At 59.6% G+C, this 20,391-nt stretch carries 20 protein-coding genes; 13 read left to right on the forward strand and 7 right to left on the reverse strand.

Translation table 11 applies throughout. From position 1 onward, the window contains the following. Nucleotides 1-477: 477 nt before the first annotated feature. The 4 genes from purE to F2S13_RS15565 all read left to right on the forward strand — a co-directional run bounded on the left by purE (nt 478) and on the right by F2S13_RS15565 (nt 3,016). On the forward strand, nt 478-969 hold the full coding sequence (gene purE / locus F2S13_RS15550) for a 5-(carboxyamino)imidazole ribonucleotide mutase (RefSeq protein ID WP_166362296.1): 492 nt from the start codon (nt 478-480) through the stop codon (nt 967-969). 10 nt (nt 970-979) lie between these two features. After that, the gene (locus tag F2S13_RS15555; protein WP_166362298.1) at nt 980-2,062 is read left to right on the forward strand and encodes a 5-(carboxyamino)imidazole ribonucleotide synthase; all 1,083 of its coding nucleotides are present in this window, start codon (nt 980-982) and stop codon (nt 2,060-2,062) included. 89 nt (nt 2,063-2,151) lie between these two features. After that, on the forward strand, nt 2,152-2,397 hold the full coding sequence (locus tag F2S13_RS15560; RefSeq protein ID WP_166362300.1) for a GlsB/YeaQ/YmgE family stress response membrane protein: 246 nt from the start codon (nt 2,152-2,154) through the stop codon (nt 2,395-2,397). Between the two features lie 85 nt (nt 2,398-2,482). Further along, nucleotides 2,483-3,016, forward strand: coding sequence for a DUF3299 domain-containing protein (locus F2S13_RS15565; RefSeq protein WP_166362369.1), 534 nt, complete (start codon nt 2,483-2,485; stop codon nt 3,014-3,016). A gap of 99 nt (nt 3,017-3,115) precedes the next feature. Here F2S13_RS15565 and F2S13_RS15570 read toward each other — a convergent pair whose 3' ends face one another. Together F2S13_RS15570 and F2S13_RS15575 are read right to left on the reverse strand one after the other, a co-directional pair. Next, on the reverse strand, nt 3,116-4,015 hold the full coding sequence (locus F2S13_RS15570; RefSeq protein ID WP_166362302.1) for a D-hexose-6-phosphate mutarotase: 900 nt from the start codon (nt 4,013-4,015) through the stop codon (nt 3,116-3,118). A 72-nt stretch (nt 4,016-4,087) separates the two neighbouring features. Further along, nucleotides 4,088-4,489 carry an acyl-CoA thioesterase gene (locus F2S13_RS15575; protein ID WP_166362304.1) on the reverse strand — a complete coding sequence of 134 codons (402 nt, stop codon included), beginning with the start codon at nt 4,487-4,489 and terminating at the stop codon, nt 4,088-4,090. A 380-nt stretch (nt 4,490-4,869) separates the two neighbouring features. Between F2S13_RS15575 and F2S13_RS15580 the strand changes: the two genes are divergently transcribed. The 7 genes from F2S13_RS15580 (at nt 4,870) to F2S13_RS15610 (ending at nt 14,287) form a co-directional block, all read left to right on the forward strand. Continuing rightward, on the forward strand, nt 4,870-6,159 hold the full coding sequence (locus F2S13_RS15580; protein ID WP_166362306.1) for an MFS transporter: 1,290 nt from the start codon (nt 4,870-4,872) through the stop codon (nt 6,157-6,159). Nucleotides 6,160-6,321: 162 nt separating this feature from the next. Further along, nucleotides 6,322-7,323 carry a phosphate ABC transporter substrate-binding protein PstS family protein gene (locus F2S13_RS15585; RefSeq protein ID WP_166362308.1) on the forward strand — a complete coding sequence of 334 codons (1,002 nt, stop codon included), beginning with the start codon at nt 6,322-6,324 and terminating at the stop codon, nt 7,321-7,323. 476 nt (nt 7,324-7,799) lie between these two features. Then, nucleotides 7,800-9,833: an ABC transporter permease subunit gene (locus F2S13_RS15590; protein ID WP_178119020.1), complete on the forward strand. Its 2,034-nt coding sequence runs from the start codon at nt 7,800-7,802 to the stop codon at nt 9,831-9,833. Between the two features lie 15 nt (nt 9,834-9,848). Continuing rightward, the gene (gene pstA, locus F2S13_RS15595; protein WP_166362312.1) at nt 9,849-11,519 is read left to right on the forward strand and encodes a phosphate ABC transporter permease PstA; all 1,671 of its coding nucleotides are present in this window, start codon (nt 9,849-9,851) and stop codon (nt 11,517-11,519) included. A gap of 54 nt (nt 11,520-11,573) precedes the next feature. Then, nucleotides 11,574-12,407: a phosphate ABC transporter ATP-binding protein PstB gene (pstB, locus tag F2S13_RS15600; protein ID WP_166362314.1), complete on the forward strand. Its 834-nt coding sequence runs from the start codon at nt 11,574-11,576 to the stop codon at nt 12,405-12,407. A gap of 66 nt (nt 12,408-12,473) precedes the next feature. After that, complete coding sequence (gene phoU, locus F2S13_RS15605) at nt 12,474-13,232, forward strand: phosphate signaling complex protein PhoU (RefSeq protein ID WP_166362316.1); 759 nt, start codon at nt 12,474-12,476, stop codon at nt 13,230-13,232. Between the two features lie 164 nt (nt 13,233-13,396). Further along, nucleotides 13,397-14,287, forward strand: a complete 891-nt coding sequence (locus F2S13_RS15610) for a response regulator (RefSeq protein ID WP_166362319.1) — start codon at nt 13,397-13,399, stop codon at nt 14,285-14,287. Nucleotides 14,288-14,461: 174 nt separating this feature from the next. Here F2S13_RS15610 and F2S13_RS15615 read toward each other — a convergent pair whose 3' ends face one another. The 3 genes from F2S13_RS15615 to phoB form a co-directional block, all read right to left on the reverse strand. Beyond that, entirely contained in the window at nt 14,462-15,802 is a 1,341-nt protein-coding gene (locus F2S13_RS15615) for a hemolysin family protein (RefSeq protein ID WP_166362321.1), read from the reverse strand. 125 nt (nt 15,803-15,927) lie between these two features. Next, nucleotides 15,928-17,214 (reverse strand): phosphate regulon sensor histidine kinase PhoR, encoded by a 1,287-nt coding sequence (gene phoR, locus F2S13_RS15620; protein WP_246237909.1) that lies wholly within the window; start codon nt 17,212-17,214, stop codon nt 15,928-15,930. Between the two features lie 76 nt (nt 17,215-17,290). Beyond that, nucleotides 17,291-17,980, reverse strand: coding sequence for a phosphate regulon transcriptional regulator PhoB (gene phoB / locus F2S13_RS15625; protein WP_010225936.1), 690 nt, complete (start codon nt 17,978-17,980; stop codon nt 17,291-17,293). A 150-nt stretch (nt 17,981-18,130) separates the two neighbouring features. Between phoB and F2S13_RS15630 the strand changes: the two genes are divergently transcribed. Beyond that, nucleotides 18,131-18,517, forward strand: a complete 387-nt coding sequence (locus F2S13_RS15630; RefSeq protein WP_166362325.1) for a COG4315 family predicted lipoprotein — start codon at nt 18,131-18,133, stop codon at nt 18,515-18,517. A 35-nt stretch (nt 18,518-18,552) separates the two neighbouring features. Here the strand turns inward: F2S13_RS15630 and ubiA are convergent, their stop codons facing one another. Both ubiA and F2S13_RS15640 read right to left on the reverse strand, forming a co-directional pair. Continuing rightward, nucleotides 18,553-19,443: a 4-hydroxybenzoate octaprenyltransferase gene (gene ubiA / locus F2S13_RS15635; protein ID WP_166362327.1), complete on the reverse strand. Its 891-nt coding sequence runs from the start codon at nt 19,441-19,443 to the stop codon at nt 18,553-18,555. Further along, nucleotides 19,443-19,994 carry a chorismate--pyruvate lyase family protein gene (locus tag F2S13_RS15640; RefSeq protein ID WP_343047472.1) on the reverse strand — a complete coding sequence of 184 codons (552 nt, stop codon included), beginning with the start codon at nt 19,992-19,994 and terminating at the stop codon, nt 19,443-19,445. Before F2S13_RS15640 ends, ubiA begins: the two co-directional genes overlap by 1 nt. Nucleotides 19,995-20,189: 195 nt before the next feature. On the opposite strand from F2S13_RS15640, the gene F2S13_RS15645 reads away from it, so the two are divergent. Continuing rightward, a complete protein-coding gene (locus tag F2S13_RS15645) occupies nt 20,190-20,357 on the forward strand; it encodes a rubredoxin (RefSeq protein ID WP_027980829.1) in 168 nt (55 codons plus the stop codon). Nucleotides 20,358-20,391: the final 34 nt, after the last annotated feature.

Genomic DNA, 20,391 nt, shown 5'->3' on the forward strand with positions numbered 1-20,391 from the left:
AAGGGTCCTACAAGAAGCCACAGTGAACTGGCCGCGATATGGCAGGTTTGCCATGGTTGTGCCTTGCGTGAGATTTATTTATGGCCACTATCGGCCGCCCGCGCGGCCTGTCGCAGGTACATCTGCGGTACTCCAACAATCAAAAGCCTGGATGGCCTTCATACAAAATTGTGCCATGCACCTGTGTGAGTAAAGCTTGCTCGCGATAGGGCGCGCGGGCGGGCGATGGTGGCCATAACTAAATCCTGAGTCACGAATGACCCGCAACAGGGGGCGCCGCCGATTGACCAGAAAGTCAGTAAAAACACTGTATTTGGCGCTGATGGAAGGTGCATCAAACCCACGGGTTTGCGGTATACTGCGCGGCCTTTGGCCGGTCCGACCGGCTATAATTCGCATAACAAGCCACGCCGGTCTTCCTGCGTGGCTTGTTGTTTTTTGACGCGCCTGCGGGCGCCCAAGAGAAGAGGCACGACGATGAGTGCATTGGTTGGCGTGATCATGGGCTCCAAGTCCGATTGGTCCACCCTTAGCCACACCGCCGATATGCTGGAAAAGCTCGGTATCCCTTACGAAGTCAAAGTGGTTTCTGCCCACCGCACGCCGGACTTGCTGTTCCAGTACGCCGAAGAAGCTGAAGGCCGCGGGATCGAAGTGATCATCGCCGGTGCTGGCGGCGCTGCGCACCTGCCAGGCATGTGTGCGGCCAAGACTCACCTGCCAGTGCTCGGTGTGCCGGTGCAATCGTCGATGCTCTCGGGCGTGGACTCTTTGCTCTCGATCGTGCAGATGCCAGCCGGGATTCCCGTGGCGACACTGGCGATCGGCAAGGCCGGCGCGATCAACGCCGCGCTGCTGTCGGCAAGCATCCTGGGTGCCAAGCATCCGCAGTTCCACGCGGTGTTGAAGCAATTCCGCGCAGAGCAGACAGACAACGTCCTGGAAAATCCAGATCCGCGCCAGGCCTGAGGTTTCAAGCATGAAGATCGGTGTAATCGGTGGCGGCCAATTGGGTCGCATGTTGGCTCTGGCGGGTACTCCGCTGGGGATGAACTTCGCTTTTCTCGATCCTGCGCCGGACGCTTGTGCCGCCTCGCTGGGCGAGCACCTGCGCGCCGACTACGGTGATCAGGACCATTTGCGGCAGCTGGCCGATGAAGTCGATCTGGTGACCTTCGAGTTCGAAAGCGTGCCTGCCGAAACCGTGGCGTTCCTGTCCCAGTTCGTACCGGTCTACCCAAGCGCCGAAGCGCTGCGTATCGCCCGCGATCGCTGGTTCGAAAAGAGCATGTTCAAGGACCTGGGTATCCCGACCCCGGCATTTGCCGACATCCAGTCGCAAGCCGACCTGGATGCTGCGGTCGCCAGTATCGGTCTGCCGGCTGTTCTCAAGACCCGCACCCTGGGTTATGACGGCAAAGGCCAGAAAGTGCTGCGTACGGCAGCCGATGTCGTCGGTACCTTCGCTGAACTCGGTAGCGTGCCCTGCCTGCTGGAAGGCTTCGTATCCTTTACCGGCGAAGTTTCGCTGATCGCTGTGCGTGCCCGTGATGGCGAGACCCGTTTCTACCCATTGGTGCACAACACCCATGAGAGCGGCATCCTGCGCCTGTCGGTTGCCAGCAGCGAACATCCGCTGCAGGCCCTGGCCGAAGACTATGCTGGCCGCGTGCTGAAGCAACTCGACTATGTCGGTGTGCTGGCATTCGAGTTCTTCGAAGTGGATGGCGGTTTGAAGGCCAACGAGATTGCACCACGGGTGCACAACTCCGGGCACTGGACCATCGAAGGCGCCGAGTGCAGTCAGTTCGAGAACCATCTGCGTGCTGTTGCCGGCTTGCCGCTAGGTTCGACGGCGAAAGTCGGCGAAAGCGCCATGCTGAATTTCATTGGTGAAGTGCCGCCGGTGGACAAGGTCATCAGCATCGACGATTGCCACCTGCACCATTATGGCAAGGCGTTCAAGGTCGGCCGCAAAGTAGGCCATGCCACCGTGCGCAGCGCCGACATGGCGACCCTGCAAGCGCAGGTCAAACAGGTCGAAGCACTGATCAAGGCCTGATTCACGCGACGGATGTCACCCTCTGAATGGCAGGATGCCAAAGCCCTGACTAGGCTTTGGCGCAGGGCTAATCATTCAGAGGGAATCCCATGGGCATCATCGGCACCATTTTCATCGGTTTGATCGTTGGCTTGCTGGCTCGCTTCCTGAAGCCTGGCGATGATCCAATGGGTTGGATCATGACCATATTGCTGGGTATCGGCGGATCGCTGGCGGCAACCTACGGCGGTCAGGCGCTGGGCATTTATCAAGCCGGGCAGGGCGCAGGTTTCATCGGCGCGCTCGTTGGTGCCGTGGTCTTGCTGGTAATTTACTCAATGGTCAGAAAAAACTGACAATTGGTCTCGGGCCCTCTCTGCTGCGCAGGCGGAGAGGGCTAGAATGCGCGGCGAAATTCACCTCCTTTTTGTCGAGCATGTCATGCGCCGCTTCTTCCTGATGTCGCTGTTGCTGTGCAGCAGCCTGGCCAACGCCCAACTGCCGGAAACCGATTGGCTGGAATTGATGCCAAAGTCCGACCAGAAAGCCCTCGAGCAAATGCCGGAAATCGACCACAGCTCGCCCGAAGCCAATGGCACCTTCACCGAAAAGGGCGGGCTCAAACAGAGCAAGGGCCTGCCGGCAGTGATGTATTCGACCAAGACCGTGCCCGGCATGAATGGCAAGAACATTCGCCTGGGCGGCTACCCGGTGCCGCTGGAAACCGATGCCAAGGGCCGCAGCACGCTGTTCTTTCTGGTCCCTTATCCGGGCGCCTGCATCCACGTACCACCGCCACCGCCCAATCAGCTGGTGTTGGTGCGCTATCCCCATGGGCTGAAGCTGGACGATATCTACACGCCGCTGTGGGTCACGGGCAGCTTGAAGGTCGAGAAGGTCACCAATGACCTGGCCGATGCGGCTTATGCGCTGGATGCGAGCAATGTTCGTGTCGTGGTGGATGCGGATCTGTAGGGGACCGTCAGGGCCTCATCGCTGGCAAGCCAGCTCCCACAGAGTCCGCGTGCGCCACTGACCCCTGTGGGAGCGGGCTTGCCCGCGATGGCCGAAGGCCTAAAGGGTTGAGCTTGAAATACTCAACCCAAGTGTATGACTGGCCCCCGGCCGCAACTCGATAATGTCATCCCAGACATTGGCCGTCTCGATGCAAAGCATCCCTTGCCAGCCGTCATCGGCCATATCGCTGAACTGCGCGGCACGTTCGGTCCAGGGGTTCCAGATGACCGCGCTGTTCGAGCCGCTGCTGGTCAGGTCGATCCGGCGCTTCCAGTCCCGGTCGACAATGCTCAACTTCGCAGGCGTTTGCAGGTAGATGCGGTCTGTCTCGCCGGCAAAGCGCAGGTCGCCTTGCTGGGTACGCTCCTGCCAGTCTTCCAGGGTTTCGATGTAGCCCAGCCCGGCCACACCTTCGACACTCACCTGGCGCACATCGCTGACAGCGAAATAGCTGTGTAGCGCCTGGCTGATGCTGACGGTATCGCTGCCAAGGTTGAAACTGGTCAGACTTACCCGCAGTTGTTCGCCGAGCACGATGCTCATCTTCAGTTCGACATTGTGCGGCCAGCCAGGCAAGTCGCCCTGGGCCTCTGGCAGGCTGAAGTCCACGCGGATGTCATCACCAGAGCTGTCGATTTCCAGCAGTTGCCAATCGCGCCCGCGCACCAGACCATGAGCGGGTGCCGGCTCATCGCTGCGGCGCATGGCTTGAACGGCTTGCGGATTGCGCGCCAGATTACCGAACCAGGGCCAGCACACCGGCACGCCGGCGCGCACGGATTTGCCTTGTTTGAACAGTGCCTGGTCGTTTGCCCAGATCAGTGGGTTTTCGCCGTCGCGTTGATAGCTGAGGATCTGCGCGCCTTGCTGGGCCACGACCAACTGGGCGCGACCATTGCTGATGCGCCAGCAGTTCAGTTCATCAAGCTTGACCAGTTCGACTTTGGGCGTGGACATACGGGTATCTCGTTCCAGGATCATTGTGGATTTTGACCATCCAATCCCTATCGAGTTTACCGCGCCAGTCCATCAACGACGAGGTGGAACCGAGCGGGTGCGTCCGCTGCCGTCGATGGCGACGAACACGAAGATTGCCTCAGTGACCTTGCGCCATTCGCTGGACAAGGGATCATCGCTCCACACCTCAACCATCATCCGGATCGAGCTGCGGCCGATTTCGAGGGTCTGAGTATAAAAGGATAGCTGTGCACCAACGGCTACAGGGACCAGAAAAGCCATGCGGTCGATAGCAACCGTGGCAACCCGCCCACCTGCGACCCGGCTGGCCATGGCAGTGCCGGCAAGATCCATCTGTGCGACCAGCCAGCCGCCAAAAATGTCGCCGAAGCCGTTGGTTTCGCGGGGTAACGCCGTGATCTGCAAGGCCAGATCGCCTTGTGGAATAGGATCTTCTTGTTCGAGTTCAATCATGCCGTGGGTGCCTCTGACCCATGTTTCTTCGTTTGTTGGCGCAGTTTATAAACACCTCAAAAAAACGATTCAGCACGAACATAATACGCTGCTTTCGCTTGCAGAGGCGTAGAAGGGGAGCTCTGCGAAATCGGCTAAGGATAATTAGCTGCGTTTTCGCACAACACCCCCTTATCAGGGTGGCAACCTGTTCCTGCGGCACTACCTATGGGGGCCCAGTATATCGAGCCATAGGCTCAGCGACGACCGTCCAGTTCCAATTATGACTATGCAAAGCGTCATCTATGTGCTTTTTCACGCAATTTGTTATCTTGCAGGACTCCTGCCAGGCCCGAACCAGCGCTGTTCGGGTATGAATTGCCTATAAGAGATGCCTTTTCATGACCTCCGTGCCCTCGAGTATCGCGCAGCCGTCGCGCCCGCTGACCCGCAGCGACTACAAAACCTTGTCGCTGTCTGCCTTGGGTGGCGCGCTGGAATTCTACGATTTCATCATCTTCGTCTTTTTCGCCACCGTGGTCGGCAAACTGTTTTTCCCGGTCGACATGCCCGAGTGGCTGCGCCAGATGCAGACGTTCGGCATCTTCGCGGCGGGCTACCTGGCGCGGCCGCTGGGCGGCATCGTCATGGCGCACTTTGGCGACCTGCTGGGGCGAAAGAAGATGTTTACCCTCAGTATCTTCATGATGGCCGTGCCGACCTTGATCATGGGCTGCCTGCCGACTTACGCGCAGATTGGCTTGTGGGCGCCGATCCTGCTGTTGTTGATGCGCGTGATCCAGGGCGCGGCCATCGGTGGCGAGGTGCCCGGTGCCTGGGTGTTCGTCTCCGAGCACGTACCGGCGCGCAATACCGGCTATGCCTGCGGCACGCTTACGGCCGGATTGACGGCAGGTATTCTGCTGGGCTCGCTGGTTGCGACGCTGATCAACAGCCTCTATACCCCTACTGAAGTGGCCGACTATGCCTGGCGCATCCCTTTCCTGCTGGGAGGTGTCTTCGGTTTGCTGGCGGTTTACCTGCGCCGCTGGTTGCACGAGACGCCGGTGTTTGCCGAGCTGCAGCAACGCAAGGCGCTGGCCGAAGAGATCCCGCTTCAGGCCGTGTTGCGCGATCACCGCGGTGCGATCGTGCTGTCGATGCTGCTGACCTGGCTGCTGTCAGCCGGAATCATCGTGGTCATCCTGATGACACCAACTGTGCTGCAGACCGTCTATGGCTTCACCCCGACCGTAGCCTTGCAAGCCAATAGCCTTGCCATCGTGTTCCTCACGCTGGGTTGCGTGGGTTTCGGGATCCTGGCCGATCGCTTTGGTGCGGGGCGGGTATTTGTCAGTGGCAGCCTGTTGCTGCTGGCCAGCTCCTGGGCGTTCTACCACAACCTGCAGGCGCACCCGGACTGGTTGTTCCCGATGTACAGCCTGACGGGCCTGTTTGTCGGGCTGGCAGGCGCGGTGCCTTATGTGATGGTGCGCGCCTTTCCGCCGGTCGTGCGTTTCTCGGGGATTTCGTTTTCCTACAACCTGGCCTACGCCATCTTCGGCGGCCTGACGCCCATGATGGTGACGCTGTTGCTCAAATACAGCCCGATGGGGCCGGCCTATTATGTGGCTGGCATCTGTACCATTGGTCTGCTGGTGGGCCTGTACTTGTTGGCCAAAAAGCGCTGAACTCCTCTAAATCTGGCACTTCTCGTCAGACCTTGCAGGCCATCATCGCAATCGCGGTGATGGCCTTTCATCTAATTGTCATATTCCTTTCATAGAGTAGTCATGCGGCCTGCAGATACTTGGGCCCGATCCAACTACAACCCTATCTGCTAGGAGTAAGGCATGAAACTGAAGCGTTTGATGGCGGCAATGACCTTTGTCGCTGCTGGCGTTGCAACTGCCCACGCGGTTGCCGCTGTCGACCCTGCTATCCCGAGCTACGCCAAGACCACCGGCGTATCGGGCAACCTGTCCAGCGTTGGTTCCGACACTCTGGCTAACCTGATGACCCTGTGGGCTGAGTCCTACAAAAAAGAATACCCGAACGTAAACATCCAGATTCAGGCCGCTGGCTCTGCCACCGCGCCACCCGCGCTGACTGAAGGCACCGCCAACCTGGGCCCGATGAGCCGCAAGATGAAGGACACCGAACTGGCTGCCTTCGAGCAGAAGTACGGTTACAAGCCGACCGCTATTCCGGTTGCCGTGGATGCCCTGGCGATTTTCGTGCACAAGGACAACCCGATCCAGCACCTGACCATGGAACAAGTCGACGCGATTTTCTCCTCGACTCGTCTGTGCGGCGCCAAAGCCGACGTGAAAACCTGGGGCGACCTGGGCGTGACCGGCGACCTGGCCAACAAGCCAGTGCAACTGTTCGGTCGTAACTCGGTATCCGGCACCTACGGCTACTTCAAGGAAGAGGCCCTGTGCAAAGGCGACTACAAGCCTAACGTCAACGAACAACCAGGCTCGGCTTCGGTCGTGCAGTCGATCAGCAGCTCGCTGAACGGCGTTGGTTACTCGGGCATCGGCTACAAGACTGCCAGCGTGAAGACTGTGGCCCTGGCCAAGAAAGGCAGCACTGACTTCATCGAAGACACCGAAGAAAACGCACTGAACGGCAAATACCCGCTGTCGCGTTTCCTCTACGTCTACGTCAACAAGGCCCCGAACAAGCCTCTGGCCCCGCTGGAAGCCGAGTTCGTGAAACTGGTCCTGTCCAAGCAGGGTCAGGAAGTGGTTGTGAAAGACGGCTACATCCCACTGCCAGCCAAGGTTGCTGCAAAAGCACTGGCTGACCTGGGTCTGCAGGAAGGCGGTGCTGAAGTCGCAAAAAAGTAACACCCTGAGTCAGGGCAGGAGCCCTGACTCTGTGGGAGCCGGCTTGCCGGCGAAGGCATCACCGCGGTGAGACTGACGAATCGAGTCGTCTGAATCGCCGGCAAGCCGGCTCCTACACATATACATGCATAAGATTTTTATATCCGCTGCCGGTTTTTACGGGCGGCGGATTTGTTACGTCACTGCACTGTCATCTTTCTGTCATACAGGATCGCTAGGGTGAGCGCATGAATGATCTGGCCAACTCCAACATGACTACCAATCCCCCCAAGCGAATTGACTTCAATACGCCTGACCTGCAACGCAAGCGTCGCATCCGTGCGCTCAAGGACCGTCTGACCCGCTGGTACGTGCTGATCGGCGGCCTGGCCGTCCTCGGCGCAATCACCTTGATCTTCTTCTTCCTGGCCTACGTGGTCTTGCCTTTGTTCCAGGGCGCGAGCCTGACGGCCGAGAAGGCTGTTGCGCCTGCCTGGATGCAGGACGCCGGCAAGCCCCTGATGTTCTCCCTTGAAGAGCAGAACCAGGTCGGCATGCGCGTTTCCGACAAGGGTCAGGCGCTGTTCTTCAATATCGAGGACGGTGCTGAACTGAGCCGCGTCAACCTGCCGATTCCGGCGGGTGTCAGCGTATCGTCCATTGGCAAAGACCAGCCCGGGCATCCCCTGGTGGCGGTCGGCCTGTCCAATGGCCAGGCACTGGTGTTCCGCCATACCTACAAGGTCAGCTATCCGGACGGTAAGAAAACCATCACCCCGGCCGTTGAATATCCTTATGGCGAAACGCCGATCGTGTTGAACGAGCAGGGTGGGGCGCTTGAGCATGTCAGTCTCAATGCCACCGACTCGGCCCTGGTAGTTGCCGGTTCGACCGGTTCGCAACTGCATGTGCTGTCGTTGAGCCGCGAAGAAAACATGATGACCGGTGAAGTCACCAGCGAGACCAATCGCATCGACTTGCCGCAAATGACCGAGCCGGTCAAAGCCATCTTCATCGACCCGCGCCAGCAATGGCTGTATGTGGTCAACGGTCGCGCCCAGGCCGATGTCTTCAGCCTGCGCGAAAAGAGCCTCAACGGTCGTTACAAGCTGCTTGAAGACGGCGAAGCCGAAGTGACTGCCAGTGCTCAACTGGTGGGCGGCATCTCGCTGATTTTCGGTGACTCCAAAGGCGGCCTGGCGCAATGGTTCATGGCTCGCGACCCGGATGGCGAGCAGCGCCTGAAACTTATCCGCAATTTCCAGATGGGCACCACGCCGATCGTCGAAATCACTGCTGAAGAGCGCCGCAAAGGCTTCGTCGCACTGGATGCATCGGGTAAGTTGGGCGTGTTCCACAGCACGGCTCACCGTACCCTGCTGGTCGAGCCTGTGGTCGAAGGTTCGGGCATCTTCGGCCTGTCGCCACGGGCCAACCGGATCATCGTCGAGGCGGGTGGCAAGCTTCAGCCGTTGCTGCTCGATAACCCGCACCCGGAAGTGTCCTGGAGCGCGCTGTGGAGCAAGGTTTGGTACGAGAACTACGACGAACCTAAATACGTCTGGCAGTCGACCGCCGCCAACACCGACTTCGAACCCAAGCTGAGCCTTTCGCCGCTGACCTTCGGTACGCTGAAGGCTGCGTTCTACGCCATGCTGCTGGCCGCACCGCTGGCTGTCGCCGCGGCTATCTACACCGCTTACTTCATGGCGCCGGGCATGCGCCGCAAGGTCAAGCCGGTGATCGAGCTGATGGAAGCGATGCCGACGGTGATCCTCGGCTTCTTCGCCGGCCTGTTTCTTGCGCCTTACGTCGAAGGTCATCTGCCGGGCATCTTCAGCCTGTTGATGCTGGTGCCGATCGGCATCCTGGTCGCTGGTTTTGCCTGGAGCCGCCTGCCCGAGTCGCTGCGCCTGCGGGTGCCGGATGGCTGGGAGAGCGCGATCCTGATCCCGGTGATCCTGTTCGTGGGCTGGCTCTCGCTGTACATGAGCCCGTACATGGAAACCTGGTTCTTCGGCGGTGACATGCGCCTGTGGATCTCTCACGACCTGGGCATTACCTACGACCAGCGCAACGCCCTGGTGGTCGGTCTGGCCATGGGCTTCGCGGTGATCCCGAACATCTACTCGATCGCCGAAGACGCCGTCTTCAGCGTGCCGCGCAGCCTGACTCTGGGTTCGCTGGCACTGGGCGCCACGGCGTGGCAAACCATGACGCGGGTGGTGATTCTGACCGCCAGCCCGGGGATTTTCTCGGCATTGATGATCGGTATGGGCCGCGCCGTGGGTGAAACCATGATCGTGCTGATGGCCACCGGTAACACACCGGTCATGGAAATGAACCTGTTCGAAGGCCTGCGGACCCTGGCGGCCAACGTCGCCGTGGAAATGCCGGAGTCTGAAGTTGGCGGCAGCCACTATCGCGTGCTGTTCCTTTCGGCGCTGGTGCTGCTGTTGTTCACCTTCGTCATGAATACCCTCGCAGAACTGATCCGTCAGCGTCTGCGCAAGAAATACTCGTCGCTTTAAGAAAGGTAGAAGTCTGTGAAACAGAACTCCCTGAAAGGCTGGTTCAAGAGCGGCGCCCCCGGCGTCTGGATCAGTGGTGGTGCGGTGTCCATCGCCGTCATCATGACTATCGGTCTATTGGCGGTGATCGCCGTGCGCGGCCTGGGTCACTTCTGGCCGGCTGACATTGTCCAGGCCAACTACGGCATTCCCGGCCAAGCCAACCATGTGGTCGTCGGCGAAGTGGTACAGAAGGAAGAAGTGCCCCGTGAGCGCTTGAAAAGTGCAGGCTTGCCTGTGCCGGACGAGGGCCCGGAGTTCATGACCCGCGAGCTGATCAAGGTCGGCAACCGGGACCTGAACGGCAACGACTTCACATGGATCGTCGGTGAGTGGCTGACCGACCAGACCACGCCCGCAGAGCTGATGGCTGTCGAGCGTCGCGAGTGGGGTAACTTCTACGGCTACCTGGTCAACGTCAAGGAAGACGGCAAGGTCGTCGCCGAAGGCGCAGCGGCCTGGCCTGAATTGCAAGCGCGTGTCGAGCGAGTCAACAAGCTCGCCGCACAGCTGAAAACCCTGGAAAAAACCGAGATCGGTGCGATCAACGCCGGCCTTGAACGCCTGCGTCTGCATGCCCGCAAGCTGGAACTCGAAGGCAAGCTCGATGCCGCCGCGCAAGCCGACATGGAAACCGAGCGCGCGGAGCTGAACGCCCGTTACAAGGATGTGGAAGCACGCCTCGGCGATCTGCACGCGCAGTTCAACCGTGACAGCATGACGGCCCGTGACGCCAACGGCAAAGAAGTCGAAATCGGCATCGGCAAGGTGGTGCACGCTTACCAGCCGAACGCGATGAGCAGCCTGACCAAGGTCAACTTCTACTTCAAGAAGGTCTGGGAGTTCCTCAGCGACGATCCACGCGAAGCCAATACCGAAGGCGGGATTTTCCCGGCGATCTTCGGCACCGTGATGATGACCCTGATCATGGCCATGATCGTTACGCCGTTCGGCGTGTTGGCAGCGGTCTATCTGCGAGAGTATGCGCGGCAGGGCCCGGTCACTCGCCTGATCCGGATTGCCGTGAACAACCTGGCTGGTGTTCCGGCCATCGTTTACGGCGTATTCGGCCTGGGCTTCTTCGTCTATGTACTGGGCGGCTCGCTTGACCGACTGTTCTTCCCTGAAGCACTGCCGGCGCCAACCTTCGGTACTCCCGGGTTGCTCTGGGCATCCCTGACCCTGGCGCTGCTGGCGGTGCCTGTAGTCATCGTCGCGACCGAAGAAGGTCTTGCGCGAATCCCGCGCACCGTGCGCGAAGGTTCGCTGGCGTTGGGTGCGACCAAGGCCGAAACCCTGTGGAAGATCGTGCTGCCAATGGCCAGCCCGGCGATGATGACCGGCATGATCCTGGCGGTTGCTCGCGCTGCCGGTGAGGTGGCGCCGCTGATGTTGGTAGGCGTGGTCAAACTGGCGCCGTCGCTGCCGGTAGATGGCAACTATCCCTACCTGCACCTGGACCAGAAGATCATGCACCTGGGCTTCCATATTTATGACGTCGGCTTCCAGAGCCCGAACGTCGAAGCCGCGCGGCCGCTGGTGTACGCCACGGCGCTGCTGCTGGTGTTGGTGATCGCCTTGCTCAACCTGTCGGCCGTAGCGATCCGCAACCACTTGCGCGAGAAGTACAAGGCGCTGGACAGCTGATTGCCGCTTGAACTGCGGTTTATTGAATCGAATAGTTAGCGTATGGAGTATCCCATGCAGCACGAATCCCATACCCACGGCATCAACATGTCTGCCCTGGGTCGCGACAAGCAGAGCCTGACCCTGGCACAGGAAACCGTGGCCATCGAAGTACCGGGCCTGAGCCTGTTCTACGGCGAGAAGCAGGCGCTGTACGACGTCAGCATGAACATTCCCAAGCAGCGTGTGACGGCCTTCATCGGCCCATCCGGCTGCGGCAAGTCGACCTTGTTGCGTACCTTCAACCGGATGAACGATCTGGTCGACGGTTGCCGTGTGGAAGGCGCCATCAACTTGTATGGCAACAACATCTACCGCAAGGGCGAGGATGTCGCCGAATTGCGTCGTCGCGTCGGCATGGTGTTCCAGAAGCCCAACCCGTTCCCCAAGACCATCTACGAAAACGTGGTCTACGGGTTGCGCATTCAAGGCATCAACAAGAAGCGCGTGCTCGATGAAGCCGTGGAGTGGGCGCTCAAGGGCGCGGCGCTCTGGGATGAGGTCAAGGATCGCCTGCACGAGTCGGCCCTGGGCCTGTCCGGTGGTCAGCAGCAACGTCTGGTCATTGCCCGCACCATCGCCGTGGAACCCGAAGTACTGCTGCTCGATGAACCATGCTCGGCACTGGACCCGATCTCGACGCTGAAGGTCGAAGAGCTGATCTACGAGCTGAAGTCCAAGTTCACCATCGTCATCGTGACACACAACATGCAACAGGCGGCGCGAGTTTCCGACTACACCGCATTCATGTACATGGGCAAGCTGATCGAATTTGGTGATACCGACACGCTGTTCACCAATCCGGCGAAGAAGCAGACTGAAGACTACATCACTGGACGATATGGCTAGTCGCTGGCCGATTGACTCAACGCTGCGGTCGACCGCACTTCACTGGACGCTTCAAGGATTCCAAATATGATCAGTAAAGAAGGCCTCACCCACCACATCTCTCAGCAGTTCAACGCTGAACTCGAGGAAGTGCGCAGCCACCTCCTGGCGATGGGGGGCCTGGTCGAGAAGCAGGTCAACGACGCAGTAACCGCGTTGATCGAAGCCGATTCGGGCCTGGCTCAACAAGTTCGGGAAGTGGACGACCAGATCAATCAGATGGAACGCAACATCGACGAAGAATGCGTGCGCATTCTGGCCCGGCGCCAGCCGGCGGCGTCAGACTTGCGCTTGATCATCAGCATTTCCAAGTCGGTGATCGACCTGGAACGCATTGGCGATGAATCGACCAAGATTGCCCGTCGCGCCATCCAGTTGTGTGAAGAAGGCGAATCGCCGCGCGGTTACGTCGAGGTTCGCCACATCGGCGACCAGGTGCGCAACATGGTCCGCGATGCCCTGGATGCCTTTGCCCGTTTCGATGCCGACCTAGCGTTGTCAGTGGCCCAGTACGACAAGACCATCGATCGTGAGTACAAGACCGCCCTGCGCGAACTGGTCACTTACATGATGGAAGACCCGCGTTCGATTTCGCGCGTGCTGAACGTGATCTGGGCACTGCGTTCGCTGGAACGCATCGGTGACCATGCGCGCAATATCTCCGAGTTGGTGATTTACCTGGTGCGCGGCACCGATGTTCGCCACCTGGGGTTGAAGCGGATGAAAGAAGAAGTCGAGGGAACCGCTGATAGCGCTAATGTTCTGCAGGAAACGGACGATAAATAAGACTGCCCGAGACTATAAACGCCCGGCCCTTGGCCGGGCGTTTTCGTTTGCGGCACTGGTATTGAAGGCACCCGCGTACGAATAAAAAGTCCCGGCGTGGCCCAAGATTTGGCAAATGGCCATCAGTCAGCGCTATGCTTGCCGGGAATTTTCAGGAGCGGTAGATGAGTAAAGTCAGTGTGCTGGTTGTGGATGACGCCCCGTTTATCCGTGATCTGGTAAAAAAATGTCTGCGCAACTCGTTTCCCGGTGTGGTCATCGAAGACGCCGTCAATGGTCGCAAGGCGCAAACCCTGCTGACGCGCGAGGCATTCGATCTGGTCCTGTGTGACTGGGAAATGCCGGAAATGTCAGGCCTGGAACTGCTCAGCTGGTGCCGGCAGCAGGATAACCTCAAGGCGATGCCCTTCATCATGGTCACCAGCCGCGGCGACAAGGAAAACGTGGTTCAGGCGATTCAGGCCGGCGTTTCCGATTTCATTGGCAAGCCGTTCACCAATGAACAGTTGCTGACCAAGGTCAAGAAAGCCCTGAACAAGATCGGTAAGCTCGACGCGCTGATGACCGGTGCGCCTGCACGTGCTTCGGCATTCGCCAACGACTCATTGAGCGCCCTGACGGGCGGCAAGGCCGAGGTAGTAAAGCCGGCAGCGCCCGTACCGGCGGCGGCCAAGCCACTGTTGGCCCAGGCGCCAAGGCCTGCAGCCCAGGCGCCGAGTGGGCGCGGACAAGGGCAGTTGCGGCTGTCCAGCGGTAACCAGCAATGCGTGATCAAGGCGCTGAGCCTCAAGGAAGCACTGCTGGTGGTGCGCCGCAATGAAGTGCTGCCACAGGTGCTTGAAGGTGCCGTGCTGGATCTGGAGCAAGGCGAAAACGCCGAAGTCGCTCGCCTCAACGGTTATCTGCATGCCGTTGTCGCCTTCGAGCCAAAGCCTGACAGCGACTGGCTGCAGTTGACGTTCCGATTTGTCGACCAGGATGCGCAGAAGCTCGACTACCTGTCGCGGCTGATTGCCCGTGGTACGGCGCAGAAGCACTTCGTTCCGGGGGCCTGAGGGCTCCGTGAGCGCGGAACTGATCTCGAGCGATCATGTAGCCGCTGCCGTAGGCTGCGCTGGAGCCCCATAGGGGCTCCCTTGTGATCTTGAGATCATGCGCCTGCTGCGCAGGCGAGCGCAGCCTACGGCAGCGGCTACAGAGATAGGTGTCAAACCGAATAACGGTGGGTGTCAGTCCAGCTTCAACACCTTCGCCAGAACAATCTTCGGCCCTTTCATCTTCTTGATGATGATGCGCAGGCCTTCGACTTCCAGCACTTCTTCCTCTTCCGGGACCCGTTTCAGGGTCTCGTAGACCAGCCCTGCAAGGGTTTCAGCCTCGATATGATCCAGGTCGATGCCCAGCAAGCGTTCGACCTTGAACAGCGGCGTATCGCCACGTACCAAAAGCTTGCCCGGTTGGTAGGCGAGAATGCCGCGTTCAGCCTTGCGGTGTTCGTCCTGAATGTCGCCGACCAGCACTTCGAGTACGTCTTCCATGGTCAGGTAGCCAATCACCTTGCCGTCGGCTTCTTCGACCAGAGCGAAATGCGCACCACCCTTGCGGAACTGCTCAAGCAGGCGTGACAGGGGCATGTGCTTGGAGACGCGCTCCAGCGGGCGGGTCAGTTCGGCCAGGTTGAAGGATTCGGGCAGGTGATCGAGGGCAGCCAGCTCCAGCAACAGGTCCTTGATGTGCAACAAGCCGACGAATTCGCCACGCTCGGCATCGTAGACCGGATAGCGGCTGAACTTGTGCCGGCGGAACATCGCCAGGATTTCCTTGAGCGGCGCGTTGAAGTCCAGGCTCACCAGGTCTTCGCGCGAGTTGGCCCAGTCGACCACTTCCAGTTCACCCATCTCCACGGCCGACGCCAATACGCGCATGCCCTGGTCGCTCGGATCCTGGCCGCGGCTGGAGTGCAGGATCAGCTTGAGTTCTTCACGGCTGTAATGATGATCGTGATGTGGGCCGGGCTCACCCTGGCCGGCAATTCGCAGGATGGCGTTGGCGCTGGCGTTGAGCAACCAGATCGCCGGGTACATGACCCAGTAGAACAGGTAGAGCGGAACGGCTGTCCACAACGACAGCAACTCTGGCTTGCGGATAGCCCAGGATTTGGGCGCCAGTTCGCCGACGACAATGTGCAGGTAGGAAATCACGAAGAAGGCGCTGAAGAACGAGACAGCCTTGACCACCTCGGCGGACTGTACGCCCACGACTTCGAGCACGGGTTCGAGCAAGTGCGCGAACGCAGGCTCACCGACCCAACCCAGGCCCAGGGAGGCGAGGGTAATACCCAATTGGCAGGCCGAGAGGTAGGCGTCCAGCTGGCTGTGCACGGTGCGCAGGATCTGCCCACGCCAGCCGTGCTGCTCGGCAATCGACTCGACCCGGGTCGAGCGCAATTTGACCATGGCGAACTCGGCGGCTACGAAGAAGCCGTTGAGCAGTACCAGCAGTAGAGCGAAAAGAATCATGCCGAAATCGGCGAATACTGAAGCGAGGGTAAAGCCAGGGGAAGGGTCCATGATGGAGTTTTACGGGTTCCGTCTTCTGAAATAAGGGTTGTCGCGGTGCCTGAAATGCAGGCACAAGTCCTCCAATGTAGCGGCTGTGCAGGTAATTGCCTAGTGGCCTTTGGTACAGGCGCAGTTCAGTTGCTCGTGCTGGCGGCCTCGCGGGTGACGATTTGCACCGGTGCGAAATGGCAGGTGAACGTGCTGCCATGGCCCAGCACGCTGCTGACTTCCAGGTGTGCACGGTGGCGCAGCAGCACATGTTTGACGATGGCCAGGCCCAGGCCGGTGCCGCCGGTATTCGACGCACGGCTGGAGTCGACGCGGTAGAAACGCTCGGTCAGGCGCGGCAGGTGCTTGGGGTCGATGCCGATACCCGAATCCTGCACGCTCAGGTGGGCACCCTGGTCATCGGCCCACCAGCGGATGCGAATCTGGCCTTCGGCCGGGGTGTATTTGACGGCATTGAAGATAAGGTTGGAAAACGCACTGCGCAGTTCGCTTTCGCTGCCCTTGAGCCAGGTGTCGCCATCGGCTTCCAGGGTGATGCGCTGATTGCGTTGTCCAGACAGCGCCAGGGCGTCGCTCTTGATCGACTGCAACAGGGCATCGACGGTCACCGGCTGGTTATCCGACGGGTAGTCGGTAGCCTCCAGCTTGGCCAGCAGCAGCAGATCGTTGAGCAGGGTCTGCATGCGTCCTCCCTGCTGATGCATTTGCTGCAGTGCCCGGACCCAGCGTGGGTTTACCTCTTCGACGTTGTCGAGTAGCGTCTCCAGGTAGCCGGCAATCACTGTCAGCGGCGTGCGCAGTTCGTGAGAGACATTGGCGACGAAATCCTTGCGCATCTGTTCCAGCTGATGAAGGCGCGTGACATCGCGTACCAGCATCAGGTGTTCGTTGTTGCCATAGCGGGTGATGTGCAGTTGCACGCGCAGGCGGTCGTTGATCGGCGAAGGGATTTCCAGCGGCTCGAGATAGTTTTCCTGCTCGAAATATTCTTTGAAGCGCGGATGTCGGACCAGGTTGGTCACCGGTTGACCACTGTCCTGTGGGGTCTTGAGACCGAGCAGGGTTTCGGCGGCGCGGTTCCACCACTCCAGGTTGCCGTCGCTGTCGAGCATGATGACGGCATCCTTCAGCGCCGCCGTGGACTCCTGGACGCGATCGATGACCGCTTGCAGGCGACCCCGCACGCGTTGGTCGCGACGTTGCAGGTGGTAGATGCTGTCGAACACTTCACCCCACAAGCCGTAACCATCGGGCGGGGCTTCGTCCGGTTGCTGCAGCCTCAGCCATTCGTGCAGGCGCAGTAGCTGCTTGAGCGTCCAGGCCAGGTAGATACCGAGGCCGATGGCCAGGCTCCAGCCGTAGTAGCCGCTGACCAACCCCAGCAGCAGGCAGGCCGAGAGTAGCAGCAACATGTGCCTGATCAGGGTGCCATGCCAGTTCTGGTTCAATTAACAACGCGTCCTTTCGATTGCATTAAAAGTCGGGCGATCAGCTTTTGGTCGAAAAACGGTAGCCGGTGCCGCGCACGGTTTGCACAAGATTTTCATAGGCGTCACCGAGGGCCTTGCGCAGGCGGCGGATATGCACGTCCACGGTACGCTCTTCGACGTACACATTGCCGCCCCAGACTTGATCGAGCAACTGGCCACGGGTGTAGGCGCGCTCCTGATGGGTCATGAAGAACTGCAACAGGCGGTACTCGGTCGGTCCCATTTCGGCAGGCTTGCCGTCAATGGTAACCCGGTGACTGATCGGATCCAGGAGCAGCCCGCCGACTTCGATCGGCGCTTCGCCATCGCTGGGGCCGGCGCGGCGCAGTACGGCCTTGAGGCGCGCAACCAGTTCACGAGGCGAGAACGGCTTGGTGATGTAATCGTCGGCGCCGACTTCCAGGCCCTGGATCTTGTTGTCTTCCTCGCCCTTGGCCGTGAGCATGATGATCGGGATATCGCCGGTCAACTCGTCACGCTTGAGGCGTCGAGCCAATTCGATGCCGGAGGTGCCAGGCAGCATCCAGTCGAGCAGGATCAGGTCCGGTTTGCGATCGACGATGATCGCGTGGGCCTGTTGCGAGTTTTCCGCTTCGAGGCAGTCATACCCGGCCATTTCCAGGGCAACGGCGATCATCTCGCGAATTGGCGCTTCGTCGTCGACGATCAGAATATTTCTGCCAACCATGCTCAATGCTCCTGTCATTCAAGTGTCTTGCGCCGCATTAGATAACGGAATTATTGCAGTCGTGTGACAGCTCGGGGACGTGGCGGCAACATTTAGTTACTGAGCTACGCTTAAGTTCCTACCCCCCCAGCAACACAAGAGGAAAATCCAATGACACGACATACGCTGACCTGGATGGCTCTTTTCACTACTGCAGCCTTGTTGGCACCGGGCCTGGCTGCCGCCGCTGATCCGGCGATGGAAAAGGATGGCATGCTGGTCGATCACAAGGGTATGACGTTGTATACCTATAAAGATGATGAAGGCCACCCGGGAAAATCCATGTGCAATGACGGTTGCGCCAAAAACTGGCCACCGCTCATGGCCGCCAAAAACGCCAAGCCCATGGGCGACTGGACCGTGATAAAGCGCGATGACGGCTCGATGATGTGGGCCTATTACGGCAAGCCACTGTATACCTTTGTCAAAGACACGAAAGCCGGTGACAAGACGGGTGACGGCATGGGGGGTAAGTGGAATATTGCTAAGCCAGAGTAATCGAACGTACTGTCCGCCAGCCACACGGCTGGCGGTCAGCGCATCGCGTAGTCGACAACAATCCCCAGAAAAATCAGCAACCCGGCCCAGTGATTGTGCAAAAAGGCCTCGAAACAGGCCTGGCGCTCACGCTTGCGGGTGTACCAGTATTCCCAGGCGAAACACAACGCCGCTCCCAGTAGGCCGAGGTGAAACCACAGGCCCAGTTCGAAACGTGCCCCGGCCAGCAACAGGCAGCCAAGGGCCAGCCCCTGCAGAATGACAATGATCAGCCGATCGGCATCACCGAACAGGATCGCCGTGGATTTCACCCCGATCTTCAAGTCGTCATCACGATCGGTCATGGCGTAATAAGTGTCATACCCCACGGTCCACAGCAAGTTGCCGATGTACAGCAGCCAGGCAGCGGCAGGCAGGCTGCCGGTCTCGGCGGTGAAGGCCATGGGCATGCCCCACGAGAAGGCCGCTCCCAGCACCACCTGCGGGTAGTAGGTGTAGCGCTTCATGAATGGGTAAGTCGCCGCCAGGGCCAGACCACCGAATGACAGCCAGATGGTGGCGGCATTGGTGCACAGCACCAGCAGGAAGCTCAAGGCCACCAGCACGGCAAAAAATACCAGGGCCTCGCGCGAGGTGATCTTGCCGCTGGCCAATGGGCGCTGGGCGGTACGCTTGACGTGGCCATCGACCTTGCGGTCGGCAAAATCGTTGATTACGCAGCCTGCCGCGCGCATCAGCACCACGCCGGTGACGAAGATCAGCACATTGGCCAGCGATGGCGAGCCTTCACCGGCAATCCACAGGGCCCATAGGGTTGGCCACAGCAGCAGGTAGATGCCGATGGGTTTTTCCATCCGGGTCAGCTGGATGAAATCCCAGGCACGTGGATGCAGGCGATTCAAGGATTTGAGCAGGCTCTGGTACATCAGTTGTCCTTCTGATGGGGGCGTGCGACCTGCCACATGGCGGGCAGGAATACTTCGGCAACCAACAAGCTCAAGCCGTCACGGTCAAAACGCGAACGGCGTGCCCACAAACCTTCCCGGGCATGCTCGGGCGGTAGCCAGGTTGCCGGGTAGTGACAGGCTTCGATGGCGCGGCGGGTAAAAGCCTGATCGCAGAACAGCAGTTCACCCAGCGAACGCGTCCCCAACTCATCCATGTTCAGACCACCCTGTTCCAGGGCGCTGCGGGACGCTACGCTGCGGGCGAAAACCCACGGCTGGCCGTGGCCGCGCAGATAGACTTCGCGCACCCAGCCGATGCTTTGTGGGGGCAGCTCCAGCGCCAGGCACTCGTCGTCGCGCAGCGGCGCCCAGCCCTCATGGAGGGGTGTCACGCTGAAATGATCGGCGGATAATTGGGTCAGGCGGCGGGTCAGCGATCCCTGATCGAACAACCAATCGAGGACCGAAGCCTCGGGTTGCTCCCTGAGCGATGGCTGCTGGAGCCACTGTGGGGCGTTTGCGGATGGCACGTTGGATAAGGTTGCAGGCCGGTGAGGCGGCGAGCTTACCATGTTTGCCACAGTCATTTGCGCGAGTGATATCGCACCGCTGGCGTCGAACACGCTTGCATCCTGTCGACTGCGTCAGTAAAAAACCTCCTGAGCCGGTCGGCAGCCTTTTATCGATCAACCGTGCCGAAAGCCTGAGAGTCGAGGAAGTACGTAATGAAGAAGTGGCAGTGTGTGGTATGTGGCCTGATTTACAACGAGGCTGACGGGTGGCCGGATGATGACATCGCGCCTGGCACGCGTTGGGAAGACGTCCCCGAAGATTGGCTCTGCCCGGATTGCGGTGTGGGCAAGATGGATTTCGAGATGATCGAAATCGCCTGATACAAATTACATGGCGTGCTTGCGCCACGCCCAC

It is taken from the genome of Pseudomonas akapageensis (assembly GCF_011355085.1).
Taxonomy (GTDB): domain Bacteria; phylum Pseudomonadota; class Gammaproteobacteria; order Pseudomonadales; family Pseudomonadaceae; genus Aquipseudomonas; species Aquipseudomonas akapageensis.